Origin of the sequence: Rhizobium sp. C4 (assembly GCF_021026315.1) — a bacterium.
GTDB lineage: Bacteria > Pseudomonadota > Alphaproteobacteria > Rhizobiales > Rhizobiaceae > Ensifer_A.
The window spans coordinates 34760-57480 of the sequence record NZ_JAJNCX010000016.1 but is presented as its reverse complement, the minus strand read 5'-3'; the positions used below and the strand labels follow the sequence as shown (position 1 = coordinate 57480).

The following is a 22721-nucleotide window of genomic DNA, read 5'->3' as shown; positions in this document are numbered from 1 at the left end:
CGCGTCCCCCCATGCCAAATCCCCGCAAGCTGAAACTCCTCCGCCGCATCAAGGTCATGCGCGGCAGACGCAACATGTGGCAGGCGAGGCTGGTCTTCTGGATCGGCGCGCTGGCCATCGGCCTCGTCAGCGTCGTCTTCGCCAAGGCATCCGACTGGGCGAGCGACGCCTTTCATCATGTCACCCATTCGGGCGCCTACAGCTTCCTCATTCCGCTGGCGCTGACGCCCGCAGGCTTTGCGCTCTCGGCCTGGCTCGCCTTCCGCTATTTTCCCAATTCGCAAGGTTCGGGCATCCCGCAGGCGATTGCCGCGCGCCATTTCCACGATGCGGAAAGCCGGAGCTTCCTGCTCTCGCTGAAGCTGGCGGCCGCCAAGATCGTACTCACCATCTTCGGCATCTTCTGTGGCGGCTCGATCGGCCGCGAGGGGCCGACGGTGCAGGTCGGCGCGTCGATCATGCTGCAGGCCGCCCGCATCGGCGGCGTCGTGCAGGCGAGGGGACTGATTCTCGCCGGCTCGGCGGCGGGGATTGCGGCGGCCTTCAACACGCCGCTGGCCGGCATCGTCTTCGCGATCGAGGAAATGAGCCGCAATTTCGAGATCCGTGCCAATGGCGCGGTGCTCACCGCCGTCATCCTGTCCGGCCTTGCCGCCATGGGGCTGCTTGGCGACTACAATACCTATTTCGGCTCGACGCATGACGTGATGAACGGGCTTCGCGACTGGTGGCTGGTCCTGCTCTGCGGCATTGGCGGCGGCGCCTTCGGGGCCCTTTTTTCCACCGCCGTGCTCCGGCTGACGATCCGGCTCAAGCGCTGGCGGCAGGCCGCCCCCCTGCCGCGGCTTCTCGCCATTGCCGCCGGCTTCGGGTTCCTCGTGGCCGTCATCGGCATCGTCTCGGGCGGGCTCACCTTCGGCACCGGCTACAGCCAGGCGCGCGGAGCCCTGCAGGGCACGCCGCTGCCGCCGCTCTTCTTTGTCGAGAAGCTGGCCGCCACGTTCCTCTGCACCATGTCGGGCATTCCCGGTGGCCTCTTCGCGCCGTCGCTCGCCGTCGGCGCCGGCATCGGCTCGACCATCGGCCTCATCCTCGGCACCAATGCCGGCATTGCGGCACTGCTCGGCATGGCCGGCTACTTCGCCGGCGTCGTGCAGGCGCCGATGACCGCTTTCGTCATCATCCTGGAAATGACCGACAGCCACCAGAATGTCATTGCGCTCATGGCAACCGCCATGCTCGGCTACATCACCTCGCGCCTCATTAACCGCGAACCGCTCTACCATGGCCTCTCGCGCGCCTTCATGGCCGAAACGATCCGCCACCAGCGCAATCAGGAGCGCGGCGACGGTACGGCCATGGAGAAGAGCGCGCATATGTGAATTTTGCTTGAATATAAGACCGACATGATCATGTCATGATCGCATGGGAGGAGGGCTGATCTCGGCAATCCGCCCGCCACTCTGGAAGAGATGTCATGTCCATACTGCCGCGCCTTCTCCTTGCTTCCATCGCCTCGCTTGCTTCCATGACCGCTGCCCAATCCGCCGATGCCAAATTCCCGCCCGTCGTCTTCGTCCATGGCAACGGCGACACCGCCGCGCTCTGGATGACGCAGTTCTGGCGTTTCGAGAGCAACGGCTATCCGGCAGATCATCTCTTCGCCGTCGATATCCCGCATCCGAGCGCCCGCGCCGATGACAATGCGCAGGAAGTCAACCGCTCATCGACGACGGATGCCGCACAGGCGGTGGCCGCCGAAGTCGACGAAGCGCTGAAGGCGACCGGCGCCGAAAAGGTGGTGATCGTTGCCAATTCCCGCGGCTGCCAGACGGCGCGCAATTATGTGAAGAATTTCGGCGGTGCCGCCAAGGTCGAGCGCATGGTGCTCGGCGGCTGCGTCCATCACGGCGTCTTCGTGCTGCCGAATGCGGCGCAGGGTTCCGAATTCAACGGCGCGGCCCCGTTCCTGAAAAATCTCTCTGCCGAACCGGAAGTGCTGCCGGGTATTCCGGTCACGCTCATCCGCTCCGACAAGTTCGACCTCTATACCCAGCCTGAGGGCAAATATGTCGGCATGGCCGGCAAGCCCACGGGGATCAACTATGAGTCCCAGGAGCTCAAGGGCGCGGACAACCGCGTCATTCCCGGCGCCGACCACCGTGAGACGGCCTATTCGAAGCTCGCCTTCGAGATCATCTATCAGGCCATCACCGGCGAGAAGGCCGGCACCCATGCGATCGTCGCGGAGGAGAACCCGGTTCTCTCCGGCATGATCACCGGCTATGAAAATGGCGGCCCGACCAATCTGCCCGTGCCCGGCGCAAAGCTGTCGATCTACGCGACCGATCCCAAGACCGGCGAACGCTTCGGCCCGGCGGTCTATGAAAAGACAGTGGGTGCCGATGGCGTCTGGGGCGATTTCCATGCCCGGCCAAGCCAGACCTACGAATTCGACATCAAGGCCGACGGCTATCCGGAAACCCGCTATTTCCGCGGCCTGCTGCCGCGCTCGTTCCGCTACATGGATCTGCGCCTGCAGCCGGCGCCCGCACAGGGCAACTTCATCTTCGTGAAGCGCCCGCGCGGCTATTTCGGCCCCGATGACCAGGCGACTGCCAATGGCCTCATCCTGCCCGGCATCGACCCGAACGACCCGGTTCCGCATGTCGCCAGCGCCAATGTGCCGGTTGCCGGTGACAAGCCGGAAAGCGTGACGGCGGTCTTCAACGGCGAGACGATCGTCGGTCGTTATGATCCGGCACTGAAGGACACCGCCACCTATATCGAATTCACCGACTGAGACTGGGGCAGGGCGGTCACTCTCCATTCCGCTCTTGGTGAGGGGCATTTTTGCGCATGCCCAGAGGTTGCTGCAAAGCCCCCCTGGCTGCCGCCATGCACTTGAAACGGCGATGGCGACGAGCGGCATTCACGCCCCTGGCCGTCTCTGCTCATGAAGAAAATATCTAGTAATATAGTGGATATTCAGAAACTTACTTTGGGGATGTTTTTCGCCAAATCGGGTTTCTGGAGAGATATTTCTTCTGTTCCGTCGCCGCTTTAAATCCCTGTTCCTGTCATTTGTTCTATCCGGCTGCGATATTGGCCCCAACATCGCAACACCCCTCGGGAAATCGCAATGACCTTGAACATCGCGGGCCTCACGCCCGGCATCGAAGCCGCATCCTCGCTCGACGCAGAACTTTCCAAGCTCGACCTTGCGGGTCGTCTCAAGCTGGTGGCATCGCTCGGCGGCCGCGCCGTGTTCACGACCTCGCTCGGCATCGAGGATCAGGTGATCACCGCCGCCATCGGCACGCACTGTCCCGAGATTGAAGTGGTAACGCTGGAAACCGGCATGCTCTTCAAGGAAACGCTCGATCTCATCGGCGAGACGGAAGCGCGCTACGGGTTGGAAATCCAGCGCTTCCATCCGGACGATGCCGATGTCGAGGCCTATATCCGGCAATATGGGAAGCACGGCTTTTATGAAAGCGTCGAGGCCCGCCACGCCTGCTGCGGCGTGCGCAAGCTGAAGCCGCTTGCCCGCGCGCTGTCCGGCGCCTTCTTCTGGATCACCGGCCTGCGCCGCGGTCAGTCGGGAAACCGCGCCTCGATCCCGTTTGCCGAGTTCGATGCCGAGCGTGGCCTGATCAAGATCAACCCGCTGGCCGACTGGGACATCGATCAGATCCGCGCCCATGTGAAGGCGGATGCGATCCCCTACAACCCGATGCACGACAGGGGCTACCCGTCCATCGGCTGCGAACCCTGCACCCGCGCCATCCGCCCCGGCGAACCGGAACGCGCCGGCCGCTGGTGGTGGGAAAATGACGAAAAGCGCGAATGCGGCCTGCATGTGCCGGAGGCCTCGGCACTTCCTGCCGCGACCGCTGGAGCTTGAGGTAAAGACCCCTCTCCACAAGGGGGAGGTGGCGGCCGCCGGAGTGGAGGTCTTCTTCCTCGCGCAACGAATTGAACGACCAGGGGCAACCGCCCACAAGGAAAGACAAAATGCACATTTCCGAATTCGACGCCCACACACAGGACAAGCAGTCGAAGCCGCCGCTTGATCCGCATCTGAAGGCGCTGGAAAACGAGGCGATCCACATTTTCCGTGAAGTGGCCGCCGAGTTCGAGCGCCCGGTCATGCTCTATTCGATCGGCAAGGATTCGTCCGTCCTTCTGCATCTGGCGCGCAAGGCCTTCTATCCGGGCCGCATCCCGTTCCCGCTGCTGCATATCGACACCGGCTGGAAGTTCCCGGAAATGATCACCTTCCGCGACGAGATGGCCAAGCGCTACGACCTCGATCTGTTGGTTCATACGAACCCGCGTGGGCTGAAGGAAAACATCACGCCCTACACGCATGGTTCGGCGCTCTACACCGACATCATGAAGACGGAAGCGCTGCGCCAGGCGCTCGACGCCGGCCAGTATGACGCAGCCTTCGGCGGCGCGCGCCGCGACGAGGAGGCGAGCCGCGCCAAGGAACGCATCTATTCCTTCCGCACGCCCGACCATAAGTGGGACCCGCGCAACCAGCGCCCGGAACTCTGGAACGTCTATAACGGGATGATCCGTCGCGGCGAAAGCGTGCGCGCCTTCCCGCTGTCGAACTGGACCGAAGTCGACATCTGGCGCTACATCCAGGCGGAAAACATTCCGCTCACCCCGCTCTACTATGCCGCCAAGCGCAAGTTCGTCGAGCGCGACGGCATGATGATCTGGGCCGAAGACCCGCGCTTTGAAGCGCTGCCGGACGAGCAGGTGAGGGAAGACTACATCCGCTTCCGCACGCTCGGCTGCTGGCCGCTGACCGGCGCCATACCCAGCCGCGCCACCACGCTCGACGACGTGATCGCCGAACTCGAAATCGCCACCGTCTCCGAACGCCAGGGCCGCGCCATCGACAAGGATCAGGCCGGCTCGATGGAGAAGAAGAAGCGCGAAGGATATTTCTGATGGCTTTTCTTCGCTGACGCGAAGACCCCACCCCAACCCTCCCCATGAAGCGGGGAGGGAGAGAAGCCCGCAGCGCTCGCCGCATTCCGTCTCCCCCCTTGTGGGGGAGATGGCGGCAGCCAGAGGGGGAGCCAAGTCCACCGGAGCTTCGTTGTTCCGGGATACGCATGAAGCAAAGATTTCCGCCGAAAGGTAATAACGACATGACCGCCACTGCCACCGCCGCCGTCATCGCCCCCGCTGCCGAAGCCGCCCCGGCTCTCCGCGACACGCGTCCGCTCCGCCTCATCACCTGCGGCTCCGTCGATGACGGCAAGTCGACGCTGATCGGCCGTCTGCTTTGGGACACCAAGGCGGTCAAGGAAGACCAGGCCGCAGCCCTCAACCGCGATAGCGGCAAGCAGAACGATCTCGGCCTGCCGGACTTCGCGCTGCTGCTCGACGGTCTCCAGGCCGAGCGCGAGCAGGGCATCACCATCGACGTGGCCTACCGCTATTTCGCCACCGCCAACCGCTCCTTCATCGTTGCCGACACGCCCGGCCACGAGCAGTACACCCGCAACATGGCAACGGGCGCTTCGACGGCCGATCTCGCCGTGCTCCTGGTCGATGCCCGCGCCGGCATTCTCGAACAGACCCGCCGCCACGCGACGATCGCGACGCTGATGGGCATCAAGCAGTTCGTGCTGGCCGTCAACAAGATCGACCTTATCGGCTATGACAAGGCCCGCTTCGACGAGCTGTCGCTGGAGTTCAAGGAAATCGCGCTCTCGCTCGGCGTCAAGCAGGTCACGGCCATCCCGGTCTCGGCACTGAAGGGCGAAAACGTCGTTTACGACGGCAAGGCCTCCATGCCCTGGTATGACGGCCCGACGCTGGTCGAGGTGCTGGAACTGGCAACGGTGCGTTCCGCCCAGACGGTCGGCTTCCGTCTTCCCGTCCAGCGCGTCTCGCGTCCGGGCGAAAGCTTCCGTGGCTATCAGGGCACGGTCGCCGGCGGCGCCGTCAAGCCCGGCGACAGCGTCGTCATCCTGCCCTCCGGCATGGTGGCAAACGTCAAGCAGATCGTCACCTTCGACCTCGTCCGCAACGCGGCCGTCGCCGGTGACGCGATCACGCTCGTTCTCGACCGTCAGGTCGACGTGGCGCGCGGCGACATGATCGCCACCATCGACGCCCAGCCGCAGGTCGGCCTCGCCTTCGACGCGCAGCTTGTCGCCCTGCAGCCCGGCGGCATCGAACCCGGCAAGCGCTACTGGCTGAAATCCGGCTCGCGCCGCCAGCGCGTTTCGGTCCAGCCTTCGAGCCTGCTCGACCTGAAATCCGGCAAGTGGAACCGCCACGACGGCGCGCTGCCGATGAACGCCATCGGCAAGGTGCATCTCTCCTTCGACGAAGCCGCAATCTTCGACGCCTATGAGCTGAACCGCACGACCGGCGCCTTCATCCTGATCGATCCGGACACCAACAACACGGTGGCCGGCGGCATGATTTCGGCCAAGCGCGGCGATCTCGGCGGCCTCAACAACGAGGCCGAACGCGTGATCCTGTCGCTCCCCGCCGACCTCGCCGACAAGATCCTCGCCAGCGGCCTGCTCTCCGAACGCCGCGACGAGATCGACATCCGCCGCACCAACCCCGGCCGCGCCGCCGAACTGCTCGGCGAGCTGGACAGCTGAAGAGTTTACTCCCAGGACTGAACGAAGAGGGGCGCCGAAAGAGCGCCCCTTTTTGTTTCCCCCTGTTCCCCACGAAACAGCGCGGCCCCCGGTCTTGTGAGAAATTGAAGTCACTGAATGAGACGGCTCATTCACCGCAACCGCCAGACACGGTGCTGAAACTTCAAACAAACAGGGGATACCGCCATGAAAACCTTCGCCATCGCAACGCTCGTCATCGCAACCGCAGCCTTCTCGTTCACCTCCGTCGCCGCTCGTGCTGACGGCTTCAAGATCCCGCCGATTGGCCAGAAGGTCGATCCGGGCTTCAAGACGCCGAAGGGTCCGCTGCAGGTCGGCCAGATCAATCCGGGCGTCTTCAAGAACCCGAAGTCCCCCGGCCCGAAGTTCAAGCTGCCGCCGATGTCGGGTGGTCCGGCTCCGGCTCCTGCTCCTGGCCCGAAGGGCGGCATGAGCAATGGTGATGCGCTCGCTCTCGGCCTCGGCCTCGCCACTGTCGGCGTCATTGCTGCCGCTGCCGCCAGCCAGCATAGCGCCTATGACGACGAGTGCTGGTACGAAAAGCAGCTCCGCTACAAGAAGAGCGGCAAGGCCTACTTCAAGAAGGTTCTTGTCTGCGAATGAGCGTCATGCCCTCGTCAGCCATTTGACAAGCCGGCCTTGTAAGCCGGCTTGTTTCGTTCGTGCAAAGGGGGATGAGCCGTCGCCGATGATCAACCAGGCGCACGGCCAATCGCAAAACATTAAATTTCGGACATGTTTCGCGCCCTGATTGCGCAGCGAGCGCCGCGGCTGCTAGGTTCAGGGAACTGCCGCCTCCGCGCATTCAGGCGCGGGGTCGATCCCGTCCGATGCCATCCCCTGGAGCTTTCTCATGCGCCCATCGCGGTCTATCCAAGCCATGCTCTTTCTCGCCGTAACGACGCTCTTGCCGGTCGCGGCCATGGCCGCCGGACAACAGCAGTCCACCGGCTGGGTCAGCGCGGATGATTTCAAGGCCATGAGCAATAAGATGAAGGCACGCGGGATGATGCCGGTCAGCATCGCATGCAAGGGGGACTCCGGCAGCACCATTATTCGCGAAAGCATCATGCTCAATGTCACCTTCGCACCGGACACCGACCATCGCCCCTGGAAATGGGTCTGGGGCACCATGATGGGCCATTACACCCATTACCTCGTGCCCAAGGGCTGGAAGCTGGTGAGCCAGTCCGGCTTCACTCGCCCCAAGACTGGCCTCTTTGTTCCCTGCGGCGTGTTCGTCGGCCCGCCCGGCTCCCCGGCTTTATACGGTGCTCCGACCCATTAAGGCGCTGCCTTGCCTGAGGGAGGACGACGTGCAAGACCCCGGCAGGCTTTCATGAAGCCTTCCGGTTGGCTTCCATATATTTGCGCAGCACGGCGTTGATGCGCGTCTGATAGCCACGCCCGCCTTGCGCCTTGAACCATTCCACCACGTCGCGATCGAGCTTGATCCCGACCGGCATCTTGTCGGGCTTGTCGAGGCTGGCATTGAGCCATGCCTCGTCGCTCATCGGGGTGGCGTCAGGATCGGCATGCGCTCGCGCATCGATGTCACGGGACGACAATGCATCCAGGCTCGCATCATCCGTCAGGTCGGTGAGGGGCGTCAGCGTGCCATCGGCATGCCGCTGATAGGCCTTTCCCTCGATCAGGACAACACGTGTCATCTCATTGGCGTTCATAACGTTTCTGCTCCCGTTCATTTGCCTTGCGCGCCGAGATGATCCGGATCACATCGCCGCGAAGCGTATAGGTCACGTGGAAAACGCGCTCGCCGACCTTGGCCAGCATGTTGAACCGCATCTCGCCATAGTCCCTGCGATCATCGACCACGGTCTTCCGCTCCGGGTCGGAAAAGGCGGCGAGCACGCGAACGAAATCCACCTTGTGCTGATGGAGGTTCGTTTGCCGCTTCGTCTCGTCCCACTCGAATTCCATGGCTTAAGATGGAAACAGAACGCAATGTCGTCAAGTTCAAATCTAGACTTTTGTCTAGATCATCACCCATGCACATGCCCATCCCTGTCCAGCGCATGGACATGGTGATGCGCATGCGGGCTGCCATTGGCGTGGTGGTGGACATGGGCATGTGTCAGGCGGGCGCGGCGCAGGAGATCGGTGTCGTGCAGGATGTCATGCACGGCCCCGTCGCCCACCACATGGCCGCCGGCCATGACGACGGCGCGGGTGGCAATGGCGGTCAGGATGTCGAGATCATGCGTGGCGGTGATCACGGTGCGGGTTTCGCCCAGATGGCCGGCGAGAAAATGCACCAGCTTGTCACGGCTTTGCGGGTCGAGCGCTGCGGTCGGCTCGTCCAGCAGCAGCACATCCGGTTCCGTCACCAGAACGGAGGCGAGCGCCACGCGCTTCTTTTCCCCGCCCGAAAGCCGGTGCGGCGCGCGATCTTTGAGGTGTGTGAGCTCAAAACGCTCCAGCTGTTCCTCGATGGCTGTGCGGATACGCGGCTTGTCCCAGCCGAGTTGCAACGGACCGAAGGCGATTTCATCAAAGACAGTCGGGTTGAAGAGCTGGATATCCGGGTTCTGGAACACGAGCCCGACGCGGCGGCGGAAGGCGTAATGTGCGGCTTCGTCTTCGAAGCGCGCCTCGGTCAGCGGCGTGCCGAAGGCCTGGCTTGTGCCGCTTCCCGCAAAGGTGAGGCCGGAAAGCAGGCGCAGCAGCGTCGATTTGCCGGACCCGTTCGGCCCGATCAGCGCAATGCGTTCGCCGGAATGGACGCTGAGGCTGAGGCCCGAAAGCGCCGGCTGGTCGCGATAGGTATAATCGATGTCAGTGAGCGCGAAGACGGGTTCGGTCATCGTTGCATCCAGAAAATGGCGGCCGGAATGGTCGCGGCCAGGAGAAGGCCCACGCCGTCGCGGGCGCGAAACCGGAAATCGTCGATCAGCCGCACCTCGCCGCGATAGCCGCGCGCGATCATGGCCATATGCACATCGCCCGCCATGGCCAGCGTCTTGCCGAGCAGCACGCCGGCGCTCGACGCAATCAGCCGGCGCTGGTCGGCGGCTTTCAGCGGCCCCAGCTGCCGCGCGCGCCGCGCCTCCATCATCTGCGCCGCCGTCGTCATCAGCACGAAGATGTAGCGATGCGTCATGCCCAGCACCGCGACAACCGCGACCGGCACGCCGAGCGACCGCATCGCCTTCATCACATGCGGCCAGCTAGTGGTCAGAACGAGAAGGGCCGCAAAGGTCGCCGCCGTCTCGGCCCGGCCGATGAGGAATGTGGCGCTGCGCAATCCTTGCTCGCTGACCGTCCAGTTGAGGACGGGGAGCGTCGCGATCACCTTGCCGGGAACGAGAAAGGGCGAGGGGAGCGCAATGACGCCGGTGAAGGCGAGCACGCCGAGCCACACCTGCCTGAACAGCCGCGTCAACGGAATGCGCGAGGCAAGCGCCAGCATGACGGCAAGGGCGAAGAGAAGGCCAAGCCCGATCAGCGAATGCAGCATGGTCGCAGCGATGATCAAGAGCAGCGCGCCGGCCAGCTTGGCGCGCGGGTCGAGGCTTTGCAGCAACCCGTCGCGGTTCGCCAGATCTTCCGCCTCTATCGCATGGGTGAGCGCGTGGAGGAGGTGGGTGGGGGTGGTGAAGATGCGTCTGCCTCGTTTGCGGGCGATCCCGCCATTCTCTCCGTCATGCCGGACTTGATCCGGCATCCAGCCAGCGCGCGTCTGCGCGCTGAGAGAGCCGGTTCGACCGAATGAGGAGTCCTCTCGCGCGATGGACATCGCGCGGCTGGATCCCGGATCAAGTCCGGGATGACGGGAAACCAATCCGGCCTCTTCGGGCAGTCCCCCTCTGGCTGCCGCCATCTCCCCCACAAGGGGGGAGACGGATGGGGGCACCGTTCCGCTCGAGTCACCAGGTGAGGAGGGTTCTGCGTTCGCTCTCCCTCCCCCTTGTGGGGAGGGTTGGGGAGGGGTCTTGGCAACATCTGCCTCCGCAGATGACGCGCCAAGTCCTTCTGCCGCCTCCGAATGCCCCTTGTCCTCCCCCATCACGCCGCGTCCGGCGTCTCGGGCCGCAGGCGGGCGGCGAGGGCCGAAAGGGCGAGGAAGGTGAGGATGATCAGGCCGCCGCCGACAAGGGCGGAGAGGATATAGCCGAAGGCGTGGCTATGCATGAAGGCGGGTGCGTAATCCGGAATGGGCGCGGTCCAGAAGCTCGAAAGCTTTTCAAGCCCGGCGGGCACCGTTTCCGGCGGCGCGATGTTGTGCGAGGCGGCGGCAATCTCGGCGCGGCCTTCGGGATGCTGGAAGGCCTCGGCCCCCCATTCGCCCCAGGCCGTGCCGGCGGCTAGCAGCCCGAGCGGGCTTGCAATCATCAATGCGGCGAGCCCCGCCCAGTGTTTGCGCGTCGTTCGCCAGGTGCTCGCAAAGCCCTTGGCCACACCCGTTGCAGCCCCCGGAGCGGTCGCCTTCAGGAGGTCCACGTCATAGCGCTGCAGATAGGCGACAAGGCCGCCGGTGATGATGAGTTCCGCAAGACCGGCAAAGGTGATGTGCCCGATCATCATCGCCGGAATGGCGATCGACAGCGGGTAGGGCGCATAAAGCGGCGCGCCGGAGGCATCGTGGAAGAGCATCGGCTGGATGCCGAATTCGATCGCCGCCATCAGGGCCGAGACATTGATCGCGGCATAGCCCGCAATTGCGCCCGCCACCACGCGCCGCGTCGAGGCGAGCGGCGAGGCGCCGGCAATCAGCCGATAGAGCCCATAGGCAACCAGCGAGCCGACCACTGCCATGTTGAGCGCATTGGCGCCGAAGGCGAGAATGCCGCCATCGCCGAAGAACACGGCCTGCACCAGAAGCGCAATCGAGATCGCCAGCATCGCCGCCCATGGCCCGAGCACGATCGCCGCAATCCCCATGCCGACGGCATGGCCGGTCGTGCCGCCCGGAAGCGGCAGGTTGAACATCATGACGGTGAAGGAAAAGGCCGAGACGACGGAAATCAGCGGAACCGCCTTGGTGTTCAGCATGCGTCCCACCTTGCGCGAGGCGACATACCAGAAGGGTGCGGCCGCCGCGAAGGTCGCAGCGCAGGTGCTGGGTGAAAGATATCCGTCAGGAATGTGCATCGGTCGGTCTCCCTTCGCAGCCCGGTTTGGGTCCTGCATCTTTTGGTGAAGGGAAAGTATGATCTTTCTGAAAATTTGTCATCACCGATTTCGACATTTCTCACACTCGAATGCGGCGCGGGCCTATGGTATCTGGCGATGTGAAAACGACGTGAGGAGAAGCCCGATGCAGCGTGTGACCGTGACACTCGACGACGACCTGATGGCCGAGCTGGACCGCGTCATGAGCGAACGCGGCTATCAGAACCGCTCGGAGGCGATCCGCGATCTTGCGCGTGCCGGGCTCAAGCAGGCCCGCGTGGACTCAGGTGACATGGCCCATTGCGTCGGCGTGCTCTCCTATACCTACGACCACAAGGCCCGCGACCTTGCGCGCCGCCTGACCAACACCTTCCACGACCATCACGACATTTCGGTCGCCAGCATGCATGTCCATCTGGACCATGACCGCTGCCTGGAGGTGAGCATCCTGAAGGGCTCGGCCAACGAGGTCCGCCATTTCGCCGAACATGTGACGGCCGAGCGCAATGTCACCCATGGGGAGCTCGCGATCATCCCGTCGTGAGGCGGGTCGTCGCTCGGATGCCGGTTTTACTTCATATGCGCTGTTGCGTATATTGAGTATAGTTCAAAAACAAATCTCTAATATGATGTAAAAATTCTTGATAAAGCGCAATTTTGCGTTGCGGTTAGACTTTATTTAAGGATTGAATCCGAATTTGACTCCGGTGAGAGGTCCGGATGTCAAGTTCTATTTCAGAAGACAATAATTTAATTGTGGCGCAATATCGCTCCTTTGCCCAGAAGATGCCGCCGATTTATGCCGGCCTGTCTTTGGCGATGGCCTGCCACATCTATTCCTTCTGGTCGATTGTTCCCTGGGTCTGGTCGGTTCTGTGTCCGTCTCTTCTGATGGCCGGGGCCATGGTCCGTGGCATCTGGTGGTTTCGCCACAGGAACACGCCTGCCGCCAGTGATGTTGCGCAGAGCCGGCTGCAGCGGGCGACGCGGCTCCTGTTTGCCGCCGCCCTCGTCGTGGCGCTCATGGATTACATGGCCGTTCCCTATCTGGATCTGCATGGCAAATACTACCTGGTGGTAGAGCTGCTGGTTCTCTCGGTCGTCAGCTGCGTTTCGCTCATTCATCTGCGCCACTACGCCAATCTCGTCGCCGGCGTCGTCAATCTGGCCATGCTCTATGTCTGCTGGAGCATGAATGATTTCTATGCCTCTCTGTCTGCCGCCATTGCCGTTCTGTTTCTGGCCGTCCTGCATGCCTGCGTGATCAGCTATTACAACGACTTCAAGATGCTGGAACAGGCCCGCCGCGAAGCCCAGAGGCTGAGCAGCCGGAACGCCGCCCTTGCCAGCAGCGACATGCTGACGGGCCTGCCCAACCGGCGGCACTTCTTTGCCATGCTCGATCGGGTGCTGGAGCGGGCGCGCATGAAGTCGCGGCGCTTTGCCGTCGGCATTCTGGATCTCGATGGCTTCAAGCCGGTCAATGATTCCTACGGCCACCGCGTCGGCGACCTGGTGCTTTGCGAGGTTGCCAATCGTCTCACATCCAGCCTCGGCAAGGCCGTCTCCTTCTATCGCCTCGGTGGCGACGAATATGCCTTCATCGTGATCCTGAAAGGCGACGATGCGCCGCTGAAGGAACTCGGTCAGACGATGATCAGCCTCATCGAGGCGCCGATGACATTCGGCGACGTCACGGTCGCCGTCAGCGGTTCGGTGGGCATGGCCGTATGCCCCGATATGGCGGAGGCCGCCGACAGGCTGTTCGAATATGCCGATTTTGCTCTCTATCACGCCAAGCGGACGGGCAGGGCGCGTGCCGAAGTCTTCTCCCCCGTGCATCGTGAGGAATTGCGGGCGCAAGGGGCGATCGAGCAGGCGATCCGCGTTGCCGACATGGACGCCGAATTCTACCCCATGTTTCAGCCCATCGTGGATACCGAGACCGGCACCACGCAGCATCTGGAAGCGCTGGCGCGGTGGAACAGCCCGGTCCTCGGCGCGGTGTCGCCCAGCCAGTTCGTACCGGTGGCCGAGCGCGCGGGCCTCATCTCGGCCATCACGCTGGTCATGCTGCGCAAGTCCACGGCGGCCATGCGGCACTGGCCGGACCATGTCGGCCTCTCGTTTAACCTCTCCGCCTGTGACATCATCAACAGCGTCATGATCATGCGGTTGATCACCGAAGTGGAACAGAGCGGCGTCAATCCGCGCCGGATCGTCTTCGAACTGACGGAAACCGCACTTCTGCAGGACTTTTCGCTGGCGCGCGAGAATATCGAACTGTTGCGCCGCGCCGGCATTCATGTGGCGCTGGACGATTTCGGCACCGGCTATTCCAGCCTCAGCCATGTCCAGAACCTGCCGCTCGACAAGCTGAAGATCGACCAGCGCTTCGTCGCCGATATCGAAAACAACCAGACGAACCAGATGATCGTCCGCTCGCTGATCACGCTCTGCCGCGGCATCGGCATCAGCTGCGTCGTCGAAGGTGCGGAGACGAATGCGCAGGTCGAAGCGCTGCGCGAACTCGGCTGCCATTCGATACAGGGCTATTTCTTCGCCAAGCCGATGAGCGAACAGGATGTCGTGACCTATCTGAATGTCCCGGCCGAGGGGCTGAACCGGCTGGCTGGCTGATTGCGGAAAAAGCAGTCCCGCTCTGTCGCAAACGCTTCGTGCAAACGCTCTTGATGGACTGATCACCAAAACTCACTTGCTCCCGCCGCGCTTTCCGGCAAGGCTCTGCGCCTTGCATTGCCATTGATGGAGACACGCATGCTCACCCTCTTTCACGCGCCCGGAACCTGCTCGCTCGCCTCGCTGATCACGCTGAATGAAGCCGATATCGAGCATGATGTTCATGTCGTGAAGTTCGCCAACAGCGAGCAGCGCTCGCCCGAATATCTCGCCCTCAACCCCAAGGGCCGCGTGCCGGCGCTGAAGACCGAGCGCGGCGTCCTGACCGAAACGCCGGCGATCCTGCTCTATCTCGCCCAGATCGCCCCGCAGGCCGGTCTCGCGCCGCTCTCCGATCCGTTTGCGCTCGGCGAGCTGCAGGCCTTCAATACCTATCTCGCCTCCACCGTCCATGTCGCCCATGCGCATCGCCCGCGCGGCAGCCGCTGGGCGGACGAGGAAAGCTCGATCGAAGACATGAAGCGCCGCGTTCCCGGCAACATGACCGAGTGCTTCAACCTCATCGAGGCGGGCTTCAAGGGCCCCTGGGTCATGGGCGACACCTACACGATCGCCGATCCCTATCTCTACACGCTCTCCACCTGGCTCGCCGGCGATGGCGTCGACATCGCGAACTTCCCGCGTGTGCAGGACCATTTCCGGCGCATGAACGAACGCCCGGCCGTGAAGAAGGCCCTTGCCGTCACGGCCTGAGCCGCGATGCCTTTTGCCCGCCCGTTTCGGGCAAGCAGCGGGGGGTAATTTCGCTGCAATTCATCACGGGCGGGGCGCATGCAGCAATATCTGGTCGAGGCGGTGGCGGCCTATCAGGCGGGCGACTTCGAGCGCGCGCTCCAACTCCTGTCGCGCATGCCGGATGGCGCCATGCCGCTGCAGGCGCTGGCGCTCAAGGCCAATATCTTTGCCAGGCGCGGCGAGGCCCGCGCCGCTGGAGAAACCTTCCTCAAGGCGGCGCGCATGCCCGGCGCCGACAGGGTTCTCCTGCTGCGGCTTGCCGGCCGCATGCTGGACCAGGCAGGCGAGACCGAATTGCTGGCCGGTGCCGGCGTCGAGATCCTGCAATCGGTCACCGAAGACCCGGCTCTGGCAAGCGCCATCATCGGCGCGCTGCTGAATGCCGGCCGGGCGACGGAGGCTGCCGATTTCGTCTCCCGTCTCGACACGGCCGATCCGGGGCAGGTCATGCTCGGCGTCACCGTGCTGCGCAGCGCCAACCGCATCGAGCGGATGCTGCCGCTGCTCGACGCGGCACTCCAGAACTTCCCGACCGACGGCATGCTGAACGCGGAGCGCTTCAGCGCCGCCCTCGACCTCTGTGATTTTGACATCCAGGCCGAATGTCTGCGCCGCATCATGGACGAAGGCGACGATGGCGGGCGGAACATGTTTGCCGCGCAGTCGATGCATCGCCGTCTCATGTGGTCCGACGACGAGGCGGCCAACAGCCGGCCGGGGCTCGACCAGTTCCTCATCTCCCGCCAGATCAACGGCTTTGCGCCGCCGCGCCGCCGCTTCGGCCCGGCGGGTGGAAAGATCCGCATTGCCTATCTCTCCAGCGATTTCTACAGCCACGCCACCATGATCCTCGCCCGCGAGGTGCTGATGGCCCATGATCGCACCCGCTTCGACATCGGCCTCTTCTGCTACACCAGTGCGGACCGCGCCGTGGAACAGGAAAGCTGGCCGCCGGTCCTCAAGGATGCCATCGTGCCCCTGCGCGATCTCGATGACGCGGCGGCGGCGCGCGCGATTTCCGACTGGCGCGCCGACATCCTGGTCGATCTCAAGGGCTTCACCGGCGGCAACCGGCTCGGCATCGTCGCGCTCTCGGATGCGCCGGTCAAGGCGACATGGCTCGGCTATCCCGGCACCGTCACGGGCATCGGCCTCGACTATTGCATCTCCGATCCCATCGTGACGCCGGAGAGTTCCAGGCCGTTCTACGAGGAAAAGCTCTGCCGTCTGCCGGAATGCTACCAGTCGAACGACAGCGTCTCGCGGGCACGCCCCCGCGGCGCGCGGCGCGCCGACCATGGCCTGCCGGAATCAGCCTTCGTCTTTGCCTCGTTCAACAATGTCACCAAGATCAGCCGCGAGATGGTGGGGATCTGGGCGCAGATCCTCGCCCGCACGCCTGGCAGCATCTTCTGGTGCCTTGCGCCCGTCGCCGCCCGCGGCAATCTCCTTCGCGCCTTCGCACAGGATGGCATTGTCGCCGACCGCCTCGTCTTTGCCGAGGCCACGTCCTACGAGAAGCATATGGATCGCCTGGCGCTCGCCGATCTCGTCCTCGACAGCTTTCCCTATAATGGCCACACGACGACATCGGATGCGCTCTGGGGCGGCGTGCCGCTGGTGGCGCTCTCCGGCAACAGCTTCGCTTCCCGCGTCGCCGAGAGCCTGCTCCATGCCGTCGGCCTTCCCGAAATTGCCGTGAACGACCGCGCCGCCTATGCCGACCTCGCCGTGGCGCTGCACGACGACCGGGACCTGCTCGCGGAAATCAGGGAAAGGCTCAAGGCAAACGCCCGCATCATGCCGCTCTTCGACAGCGAACGCTTCACCCGTCATCTCGAACGTGCCTATGAGGCGATGGCGCAGCGCGCAAGGGCAGGCCTTGCGCCCGATCACATCGACGTCGAGCCGTTACCTGCGCGGCAGGTGCCGTTCATGTGAGGGGAAAGCGAGTGAGCGGACGACGAACTCTCTCGTCGGCGGTTCACTCCGTAACGCTCAGCGCCGCCGCTTCGGCCCGTCGGCCCGCCATCATCTTCTCGAAGGCCGGGCGCTTCTGGCAGTTCTCGTACCAGGCGCGGATATGGGGCTTGTCCTCGAAGAGCTTCGGTTCGCCCATGGCGTAGCGCATCACTTCCGCGACGTTGAGGTCGGCGACGGTGAAGCGGTCGCCGACGAGAAAGTCGCGGCCGGCGAGATGCAGTTCCAGAACCGAGAGCGGCATTTTCAGCATGCGGCTGGCCACCGCAATCGTCTTGCGTCCGCCTTCGCTCATCTCCTGTCCGGCGTCGTGCACAAGCACGATCTGCACGGTCTGCGGCTCGAGCTCGGTCGCCGCCCAGAGCGTCCACTGCAGCATCTGGCCTTCCTCGGCAATATTGGCCGGCGCCAGCGGGCCGCCATGCTTCTTGGCGAGATACATGGTGATGGCGAGCGACTCGGTCAGCACCAGGCCGTCATCGTCGATGGCCGGGATCTGCGCGGACGGATTGACCGCGAGAAAGTCCGACGAGCGCGTGTTGAACGGCGCGTCTTCGGCAAACGGGTCCTTCAGGTAGCGCGCCTGCGTCACCTTGACCGATTTGAAGGGAAGGCCGAGTTCCTCGGCGGTCCAGTAAACCCGCGACGCCCGGGACAGATAGACACCATAGATCGTCAGCATTTCGTCCCGCCCCCAGGTACAAATAGAGAAAGCGTGTCGCGACCTCGAAGAATCGCGTCCACGCTTCATTGTCGTCATCGCAAGCATCGACTGCAAGACCCATCAGGGTCCGACGCGGCTTGCGCAAATCTTAGCGGCCGCGACCCTTGCGGCTCTGGCCGAGGCCCATTTCCTTGGCAAGGCGCGAGCGGGCCTGTGCGTAGGCGGGAGCGACCATCGGATAGTCGGAGGCCAGATCCCACTTTTCGCGGTACTGTTCGGGGGTCAGGTTGTGATGCGTCATCAGGTGGCGCTTCAGCGACTTGAACGAGCCACCGCATTCCAGACACGTGATCTGGTCGTCCTGCACGGAACGGCGGACGGAAACGGCCGGCTTCGGCTTTTCGACAACGGCTACAGCGGGAGCGGGCGAAGACGTGTTCGACAGGGCGGTGAAGACCTCTGCGATCAGGTTGGGAAGGTCGCTCGCGGGAACGACATGATTGCCGACATAGGCGGATACGATATCCGAGGTCAGCTCGACAAGAAGTCCCTGATCCGGGGTTTTGACGTTTTCTGTCATATGATTCTCCTAGAGATGGTGCGAAACGCCCGAAGCGCGCCTCTCACAAAGCTAGATCTATCCGTCATTCGAAGGATAGTTGCGAAAAAAGTATCGTGTCGCCGATGCTGACCAGGGGACGCATCGAAGTCTATGTCCACTTTAGTTCTTGCATAATCCTCTGGGCGCAAAGGCACGGAGAGGAAATTCCGGCGAAGCACAACCTTTACAGTTGTCGTGATTACCACCGTTTCAGTAAAAGTCCATATGGAAATAAGGGGATTTTATCAATTCTAACCAATCCGTAACAATTGACCCTGACGATACACGAATAGAACAGGCAGAATGTTAATGCAGGCAACATCCACGTCCCGCGATAGGACATTGTGTCTTGCCAGTTGTGCAGCCGGTGTAACTATTTCAACCGATCCCCGTTCGCGTCGCGCCCGTAGTCGTCGCGCACGCTCGCCTTCGTCAGCGGCACCTGCGCAAGATGCGCCGCACGCGCCAGCAGATGCGCGGAGACGGGCGCCGTCAGGATGAAGAAGATGAAACCGGCAAACGCCCGCACGAGGATCGCCGGATCCTGCGAGCCGAGGCCGGCGGCCATCAGAAGCAGCCCCGAGCCGACCGTGCCCGCCTTGGAGGCCGCATGCATCCGCGTATAGACGTCGGGCAGGCGGAGGAGACCGAGTGCCGCGAGAACCGAAAATGTCGACCCCGCGACCAGGAGAATGCTGACCGGAATGGCAAGCCAGAGCGTCATCGTCTTTTCCTCCCGGTCACCGACCTGCGCTTCACCTTGCCGGACTTTTCGACGCCGGGCTTCGGCGTGCCCGCCTTCACCTTGCCAGCCGTCGTCAGCAGGAAGCGTGCAAACGCGATGGTCGCCAGGAAGCCGACGAGGCCGAGCGCCATGGCGATATCGATATAGAGGTGGAAACCGGTCTTCAGCGCGATCACGGCAATGAAGCCGATGGCGATCGCCACCAGCATGTCGAGCGCCACGACCCGGTCGGGCAGGCTCGGGCCGCGGATGACGCGGATGACGGTCATCAGGAAGGCGATCGGCAGCGCGATCAGCGCAAACCAGATGGCCGCTTGCAGGATCTGGTCGCCCGCCGTCATCGAAACGCCTCCAGGATCTTCGCCTCGAACCCGTCCGCGATGTCGCGGATGGCCGCCTCGGCATCGGCGCAGTCGAGCGCGTGGACATAGAGAAAGCGCCGGTCGTCGGAAACATCGACGGAGAGCGTGCCCGGGGTCAGCGTGATGAGATTGGCCAGCAGCGTGATCTCGAAATCGCGGTTCACCCGCAGCGGAAAGGCGAAGATGCCGGGCTTCAGGTTCATCTTCGGTCTCGTCACCAGAACCGCCACCTTGAAGGCCGAAAGCGCCAGTTCCCTGAGGAAGAGGAGGATGAGCGCCACCACCTTGAGCGGACGGATGGCGATCCCGCTCGGCTGCACGTTTTCGCGGATCAGGAAGAGCGCGAGACCGGACAGCACCAGCCCGAAACCGAGATTGAGCGCGGTGAACGAGCCGGTGATAGCCGCCCAGACCAGCGTGAAGAGGAGAAGGACTACCAGTCGCGTCATGGCGTGGGCGCTCCCTGCGGGAAGACGGAATGGAGATAGGCCGTCGGCTCGAGCAGGCCGGCGGCTGCAGTCTGCGCCAGCGCCAGCAGCGGCTCGGGATAAAGCCCGATGCCGAGCGACAGGAGGGTGAGGGCTGAAAGCGGGATGAGTTCGCTCGCCAGCATCCGCGCCGGTTCGACCGTGCCGGAAGCCGGCATCCGCCACCAGCCGAGCGCGAAGGCGCGCGTCGCGGCAATGGTGGTCAGGAGGCCCGAAACGAGGATTACCGCGCCCTGCCACCAGGCGCCGAAATCGAATGCGGCCTTGATCAGCATCGCCTTCGGCCAGAAGCCCGAGAAGGGCGGCAGGCCGGAAACCGAGAAGAACAGCGCCAGCGCGATTGCCGAGAGCAGCGGGCTCTTCGCATAAAGTCCCGAAAGATCGTGGAGCGAGAAGGACCCGCCCATCCGCCCGGCAACGCCCACCATCAGATAGAGCGCCAGCATGACGATCATCGAATGCAGCGCATAGAAGAGCGTCGCCGAAATCGCCGTCTGGGCGCCGAACGAAATGCCCGCCAGCATGATGCCGATGCCGGTGATCACCATGTAGCCCAGCATGCGCCGCAGATCCGCCTGCGCCAGCGCACCGAGCGCGCCGGTGATCATGGTGAGCGCGGCGATCACGCCGATGAGCGTCGAATAGGCATTGGCCTCCTGCGGAAGCAGCATGACCATCACGCGGATCAGCGCATAGACGCCAACCTTGGTGAGCAGCCCGGCAAAGAGCCCGGCCACCACGATGCGCGGCGTGTGATAGGAGGCCGGCAGCCAGGAATTCACCGGGAAGGCAGCCGCCTTCATCAGGAAGGCGGTGATGAAGACGAGGCTCAGCGTCATCATCGGTGCCGAGGCGCCGAGTGTGGGCGCGCGGGCCGCAATGTCGGCCATGTTGAGCGTGCCGAAGACCGCATAGAGAATGCCGACCGCAATCAGGAACAGCGTCGTGCCGATGAGATTGAGGATCGCGTATTTCGTCGCGCCGTCCAGCTGCTCGCGCTCCGATCCGAGGATGATCAGGCCGAAGGAGGAGATCAGCAGCACCTCGAACCAGACATAGAGGTTGAAGATGTCGCCGGTCAGAAACGCGCCCGAAACCCCGCCGACCATGAGGAACAGGAAGGGGAAGAAGCCATAGGCCCGCCGCGTCCGGTCGATATCGCCCAGCGCCGCGATGCCGCCGGCCAGGGCGGCAATGCCCGCCGTCAGGTTGAACAGCGCGCCGGTCGGGTCGACCGTGAAGGCGATGCCGAAGGGCGGCAGCCAGCGGCCCATGACCATGGTGATTGGCCCCTCGCGGATGACGGCCGCGAGCAGGCCCGCATCGATCAGCACGAGGCCCGCCAGCGCCGGGATCGCGAGCCATGCCTGCAGGTCCATGCGCTTGCGCGTCATGATGAGGATCGCGCCCAGCAGCAGGCACCAGACGGGCGGCGCGATGACCAGCCAATGCGCTGCCGGAACCGACGCGAGCGTCATCGACTTTTCAAGCGCTTCAAGGGGAATGCTGCTGGTGGCCATCAGCAGTTTCCTTGCCGCGGTTTGTATTGGTTCTGGATTGCGTGTCGGGCACGACGGTCACTCTCCCTCCCCCTTGTGGGGAGGGTTGGGGAGGGGACTTTGGCCAAGCTGGCACCTGCGCTTGTGGCGAAGACCCCCTCTGGCTGCCGCCATCTCCCCCACAAGGGGGGAGACGACATGCGGCGCTTGCTACAGTCCAATCTCCCCCCTTGCGGGGGAGATGGCCGGCAGGCCAGAGGGGGGTGCCAAGACCTCCGCTGCCTGTTGCTAGTCCGATTCAAGTTCATCCTGTCCCCTCCCACTCAATAGCCGAGCGGCGGCGGGCTTGCGTCTTCCGGCTCGGCGAGACGCATCTGCTGCGTGTCGTCGGTCTTCAGCGTCTGGTAGGCGCGATAGGCCAGCACCAGCAGGAAGGCGAAGAAGGAAAACGAGATGACGATGGCCGTCAGGATCAGCGCCTGCGGCAGCGGATTGGCGGCGCTCGCGGGGAGCGTTTCCATGCCCTTGCCGATGATCGGCGGCGCCTCGCGCGTCACCCGGCCAGCGATGAAGAGCAGCATGTTCACCGCATTGCCGAGGATTGCGACGCCCAGCAGGATGCGGATGATGTATTGCGACAGCATGAGATAGATCGCGACGGTGAAGAAAATCCCGACGACGATGGCCATGAACCCTTCCATGATCAGTCATCCTCCCGTTCTTCAAGCGCCAGCGCGATCGCGGTGATCGCCCCCGTCACCACCAGATAGACGCCGATATCGAAGAGCATCGGCGTCGATAGCGCGACTTCCGTGCCAAAAATGTTGGGAAACACCCAGAGTGCGGTCATGAACGGCACATCGGCAAACAGCGAGACGATGCCCGCCAGCGCCGATGCCGCAAGCCCGGCCGCCGCAATGGTGATCGGATCGAACCACAGCGCCCGCCGGACCGCCGAAACGCCGCTGGCAATGCCGAGAATGGCAAAGGCCGAGGCCGCGATCAGCCCGCCGATGAAGCCGCCGCCCGGTTCGTTATGGCCGCGCAGCAGCACGAAGACGGAAAACAGCACCATCAGCGCCGTGAGATAGGGCGCCATGGTGCGGAAGATCAGCGTGTCCATGCCGCGTCTTGCGCTGCGTCCCG

General features: G+C 63.5%; 24 protein-coding genes. 11 read left to right on the top strand and 13 right to left on the bottom strand.

Annotation, left to right across the window (positions count from 1 at the left end):
- Nucleotides 1-11: 11 nt before the first annotated feature.
- The 7 genes from LQK84_RS21790 (at nt 12) to LQK84_RS21760 (ending at nt 7956) form a co-directional block, all read left to right on the top strand.
- A complete protein-coding gene (locus LQK84_RS21790) occupies nt 12-1382 on the top strand; it encodes a chloride channel protein (protein WP_230830892.1) in 1371 nt (456 codons plus the stop codon).
- 95 nt (nt 1383-1477) lie between these two features.
- Nucleotides 1478-2803, top strand: a complete 1326-nt coding sequence (locus LQK84_RS21785) for an alpha/beta fold hydrolase (protein WP_230830891.1) — start codon at nt 1478-1480, stop codon at nt 2801-2803.
- Between the two features lie 339 nt (nt 2804-3142).
- Complete coding sequence (locus LQK84_RS21780; protein WP_230830890.1) at nt 3143-3907, top strand: phosphoadenylyl-sulfate reductase; 765 nt, start codon at nt 3143-3145, stop codon at nt 3905-3907.
- Nucleotides 3908-4017: 110 nt separating this feature from the next.
- The gene (gene cysD, locus LQK84_RS21775) at nt 4018-4968 is read left to right on the top strand and encodes a sulfate adenylyltransferase subunit CysD (protein ID WP_230830889.1); all 951 of its coding nucleotides are present in this window, start codon (nt 4018-4020) and stop codon (nt 4966-4968) included.
- 203 nt (nt 4969-5171) lie between these two features.
- Nucleotides 5172-6647, top strand: a complete 1476-nt coding sequence (gene cysN, locus LQK84_RS21770; RefSeq protein ID WP_230830888.1) for a sulfate adenylyltransferase subunit CysN — start codon at nt 5172-5174, stop codon at nt 6645-6647.
- A gap of 186 nt (nt 6648-6833) precedes the next feature.
- Nucleotides 6834-7271, top strand: coding sequence for a hypothetical protein (locus tag LQK84_RS21765; protein WP_230830887.1), 438 nt, complete (start codon nt 6834-6836; stop codon nt 7269-7271).
- A gap of 277 nt (nt 7272-7548) precedes the next feature.
- Nucleotides 7549-7956, top strand: a complete 408-nt coding sequence (locus LQK84_RS21760) for a hypothetical protein (protein WP_230830886.1) — start codon at nt 7549-7551, stop codon at nt 7954-7956.
- A 49-nt stretch (nt 7957-8005) separates the two neighbouring features.
- Here LQK84_RS21760 and LQK84_RS21755 read toward each other — a convergent pair whose 3' ends face one another.
- The 5 genes from LQK84_RS21755 to cbiM all read right to left on the bottom strand — a co-directional run bounded on the left by LQK84_RS21755 (nt 8006) and on the right by cbiM (nt 11780).
- Nucleotides 8006-8353: a BrnA antitoxin family protein gene (locus LQK84_RS21755; protein WP_230830885.1), complete on the bottom strand. Its 348-nt coding sequence runs from the start codon at nt 8351-8353 to the stop codon at nt 8006-8008.
- A complete protein-coding gene (locus tag LQK84_RS21750; RefSeq protein WP_230830884.1) occupies nt 8340-8609 on the bottom strand; it encodes a BrnT family toxin in 270 nt (89 codons plus the stop codon). The genes LQK84_RS21755 and LQK84_RS21750 overlap by 14 nt, the downstream gene beginning before the upstream one ends.
- Nucleotides 8610-8671: 62 nt before the next feature.
- A complete protein-coding gene (locus LQK84_RS21745) occupies nt 8672-9493 on the bottom strand; it encodes an energy-coupling factor ABC transporter ATP-binding protein (RefSeq protein WP_230830883.1) in 822 nt (273 codons plus the stop codon).
- The gene (gene cbiQ / locus LQK84_RS21740) at nt 9490-10353 is read right to left on the bottom strand and encodes a cobalt ECF transporter T component CbiQ (protein WP_230830882.1); all 864 of its coding nucleotides are present in this window, start codon (nt 10351-10353) and stop codon (nt 9490-9492) included. Before cbiQ ends, LQK84_RS21745 begins: the two co-directional genes overlap by 4 nt.
- A gap of 341 nt (nt 10354-10694) precedes the next feature.
- Nucleotides 10695-11780, bottom strand: a complete 1086-nt coding sequence (gene cbiM / locus LQK84_RS21735) for a cobalt transporter CbiM (RefSeq protein ID WP_230830881.1) — start codon at nt 11778-11780, stop codon at nt 10695-10697.
- 166 nt (nt 11781-11946) lie between these two features.
- On the opposite strand from cbiM, the gene nikR reads away from it, so the two are divergent.
- The 4 genes from nikR (at nt 11947) to LQK84_RS21715 (ending at nt 17177) form a co-directional block, all read left to right on the top strand.
- Nucleotides 11947-12345 (top strand): nickel-responsive transcriptional regulator NikR, encoded by a 399-nt coding sequence (gene nikR, locus LQK84_RS21730; RefSeq protein ID WP_230830880.1) that lies wholly within the window; start codon nt 11947-11949, stop codon nt 12343-12345.
- A gap of 176 nt (nt 12346-12521) precedes the next feature.
- Nucleotides 12522-14441 carry a putative bifunctional diguanylate cyclase/phosphodiesterase gene (locus LQK84_RS21725; RefSeq protein ID WP_230830879.1) on the top strand — a complete coding sequence of 640 codons (1920 nt, stop codon included), beginning with the start codon at nt 12522-12524 and terminating at the stop codon, nt 14439-14441.
- A 138-nt stretch (nt 14442-14579) separates the two neighbouring features.
- Nucleotides 14580-15194: a glutathione S-transferase family protein gene (locus tag LQK84_RS21720; RefSeq protein ID WP_230830878.1), complete on the top strand. Its 615-nt coding sequence runs from the start codon at nt 14580-14582 to the stop codon at nt 15192-15194.
- A 78-nt stretch (nt 15195-15272) separates the two neighbouring features.
- Entirely contained in the window at nt 15273-17177 is a 1905-nt protein-coding gene (locus tag LQK84_RS21715) for an O-linked N-acetylglucosamine transferase, SPINDLY family protein (RefSeq protein ID WP_230830877.1), read from the top strand.
- A 43-nt stretch (nt 17178-17220) separates the two neighbouring features.
- On the opposite strand, the gene LQK84_RS21710 is transcribed toward LQK84_RS21715, so the two are convergent.
- From LQK84_RS21710 to LQK84_RS21675, 8 genes are all read right to left on the bottom strand, one after another.
- Entirely contained in the window at nt 17221-17898 is a 678-nt protein-coding gene (locus LQK84_RS21710; RefSeq protein WP_230830876.1) for a glutathione S-transferase family protein, read from the bottom strand.
- Nucleotides 17899-18028: 130 nt separating this feature from the next.
- The gene (locus LQK84_RS21705; RefSeq protein WP_230830875.1) at nt 18029-18460 is read right to left on the bottom strand and encodes a MucR family transcriptional regulator; all 432 of its coding nucleotides are present in this window, start codon (nt 18458-18460) and stop codon (nt 18029-18031) included.
- A gap of 394 nt (nt 18461-18854) precedes the next feature.
- Entirely contained in the window at nt 18855-19205 is a 351-nt protein-coding gene (gene mnhG / locus LQK84_RS21700; protein WP_230830874.1) for a monovalent cation/H(+) antiporter subunit G, read from the bottom strand.
- Nucleotides 19202-19567, bottom strand: coding sequence for a cation:proton antiporter (locus LQK84_RS21695; RefSeq protein WP_230830873.1), 366 nt, complete (start codon nt 19565-19567; stop codon nt 19202-19204). The genes mnhG and LQK84_RS21695 overlap by 4 nt, the downstream gene beginning before the upstream one ends.
- The gene (locus tag LQK84_RS21690; RefSeq protein ID WP_230830872.1) at nt 19564-20037 is read right to left on the bottom strand and encodes a Na+/H+ antiporter subunit E; all 474 of its coding nucleotides are present in this window, start codon (nt 20035-20037) and stop codon (nt 19564-19566) included. Before LQK84_RS21690 ends, LQK84_RS21695 begins: the two co-directional genes overlap by 4 nt.
- Nucleotides 20034-21596 (bottom strand): Na+/H+ antiporter subunit D, encoded by a 1563-nt coding sequence (locus LQK84_RS21685; RefSeq protein WP_230830871.1) that lies wholly within the window; start codon nt 21594-21596, stop codon nt 20034-20036. Before LQK84_RS21685 ends, LQK84_RS21690 begins: the two co-directional genes overlap by 4 nt.
- A 302-nt stretch (nt 21597-21898) precedes the next feature.
- Complete coding sequence (locus LQK84_RS21680; RefSeq protein WP_230830870.1) at nt 21899-22276, bottom strand: Na+/H+ antiporter subunit C; 378 nt, start codon at nt 22274-22276, stop codon at nt 21899-21901.
- A gap of 2 nt (nt 22277-22278) precedes the next feature.
- Complete coding sequence (locus LQK84_RS21675) at nt 22279-22698, bottom strand: Na+/H+ antiporter subunit B (protein WP_230830941.1); 420 nt, start codon at nt 22696-22698, stop codon at nt 22279-22281.
- Nucleotides 22699-22721: the final 23 nt, after the last annotated feature.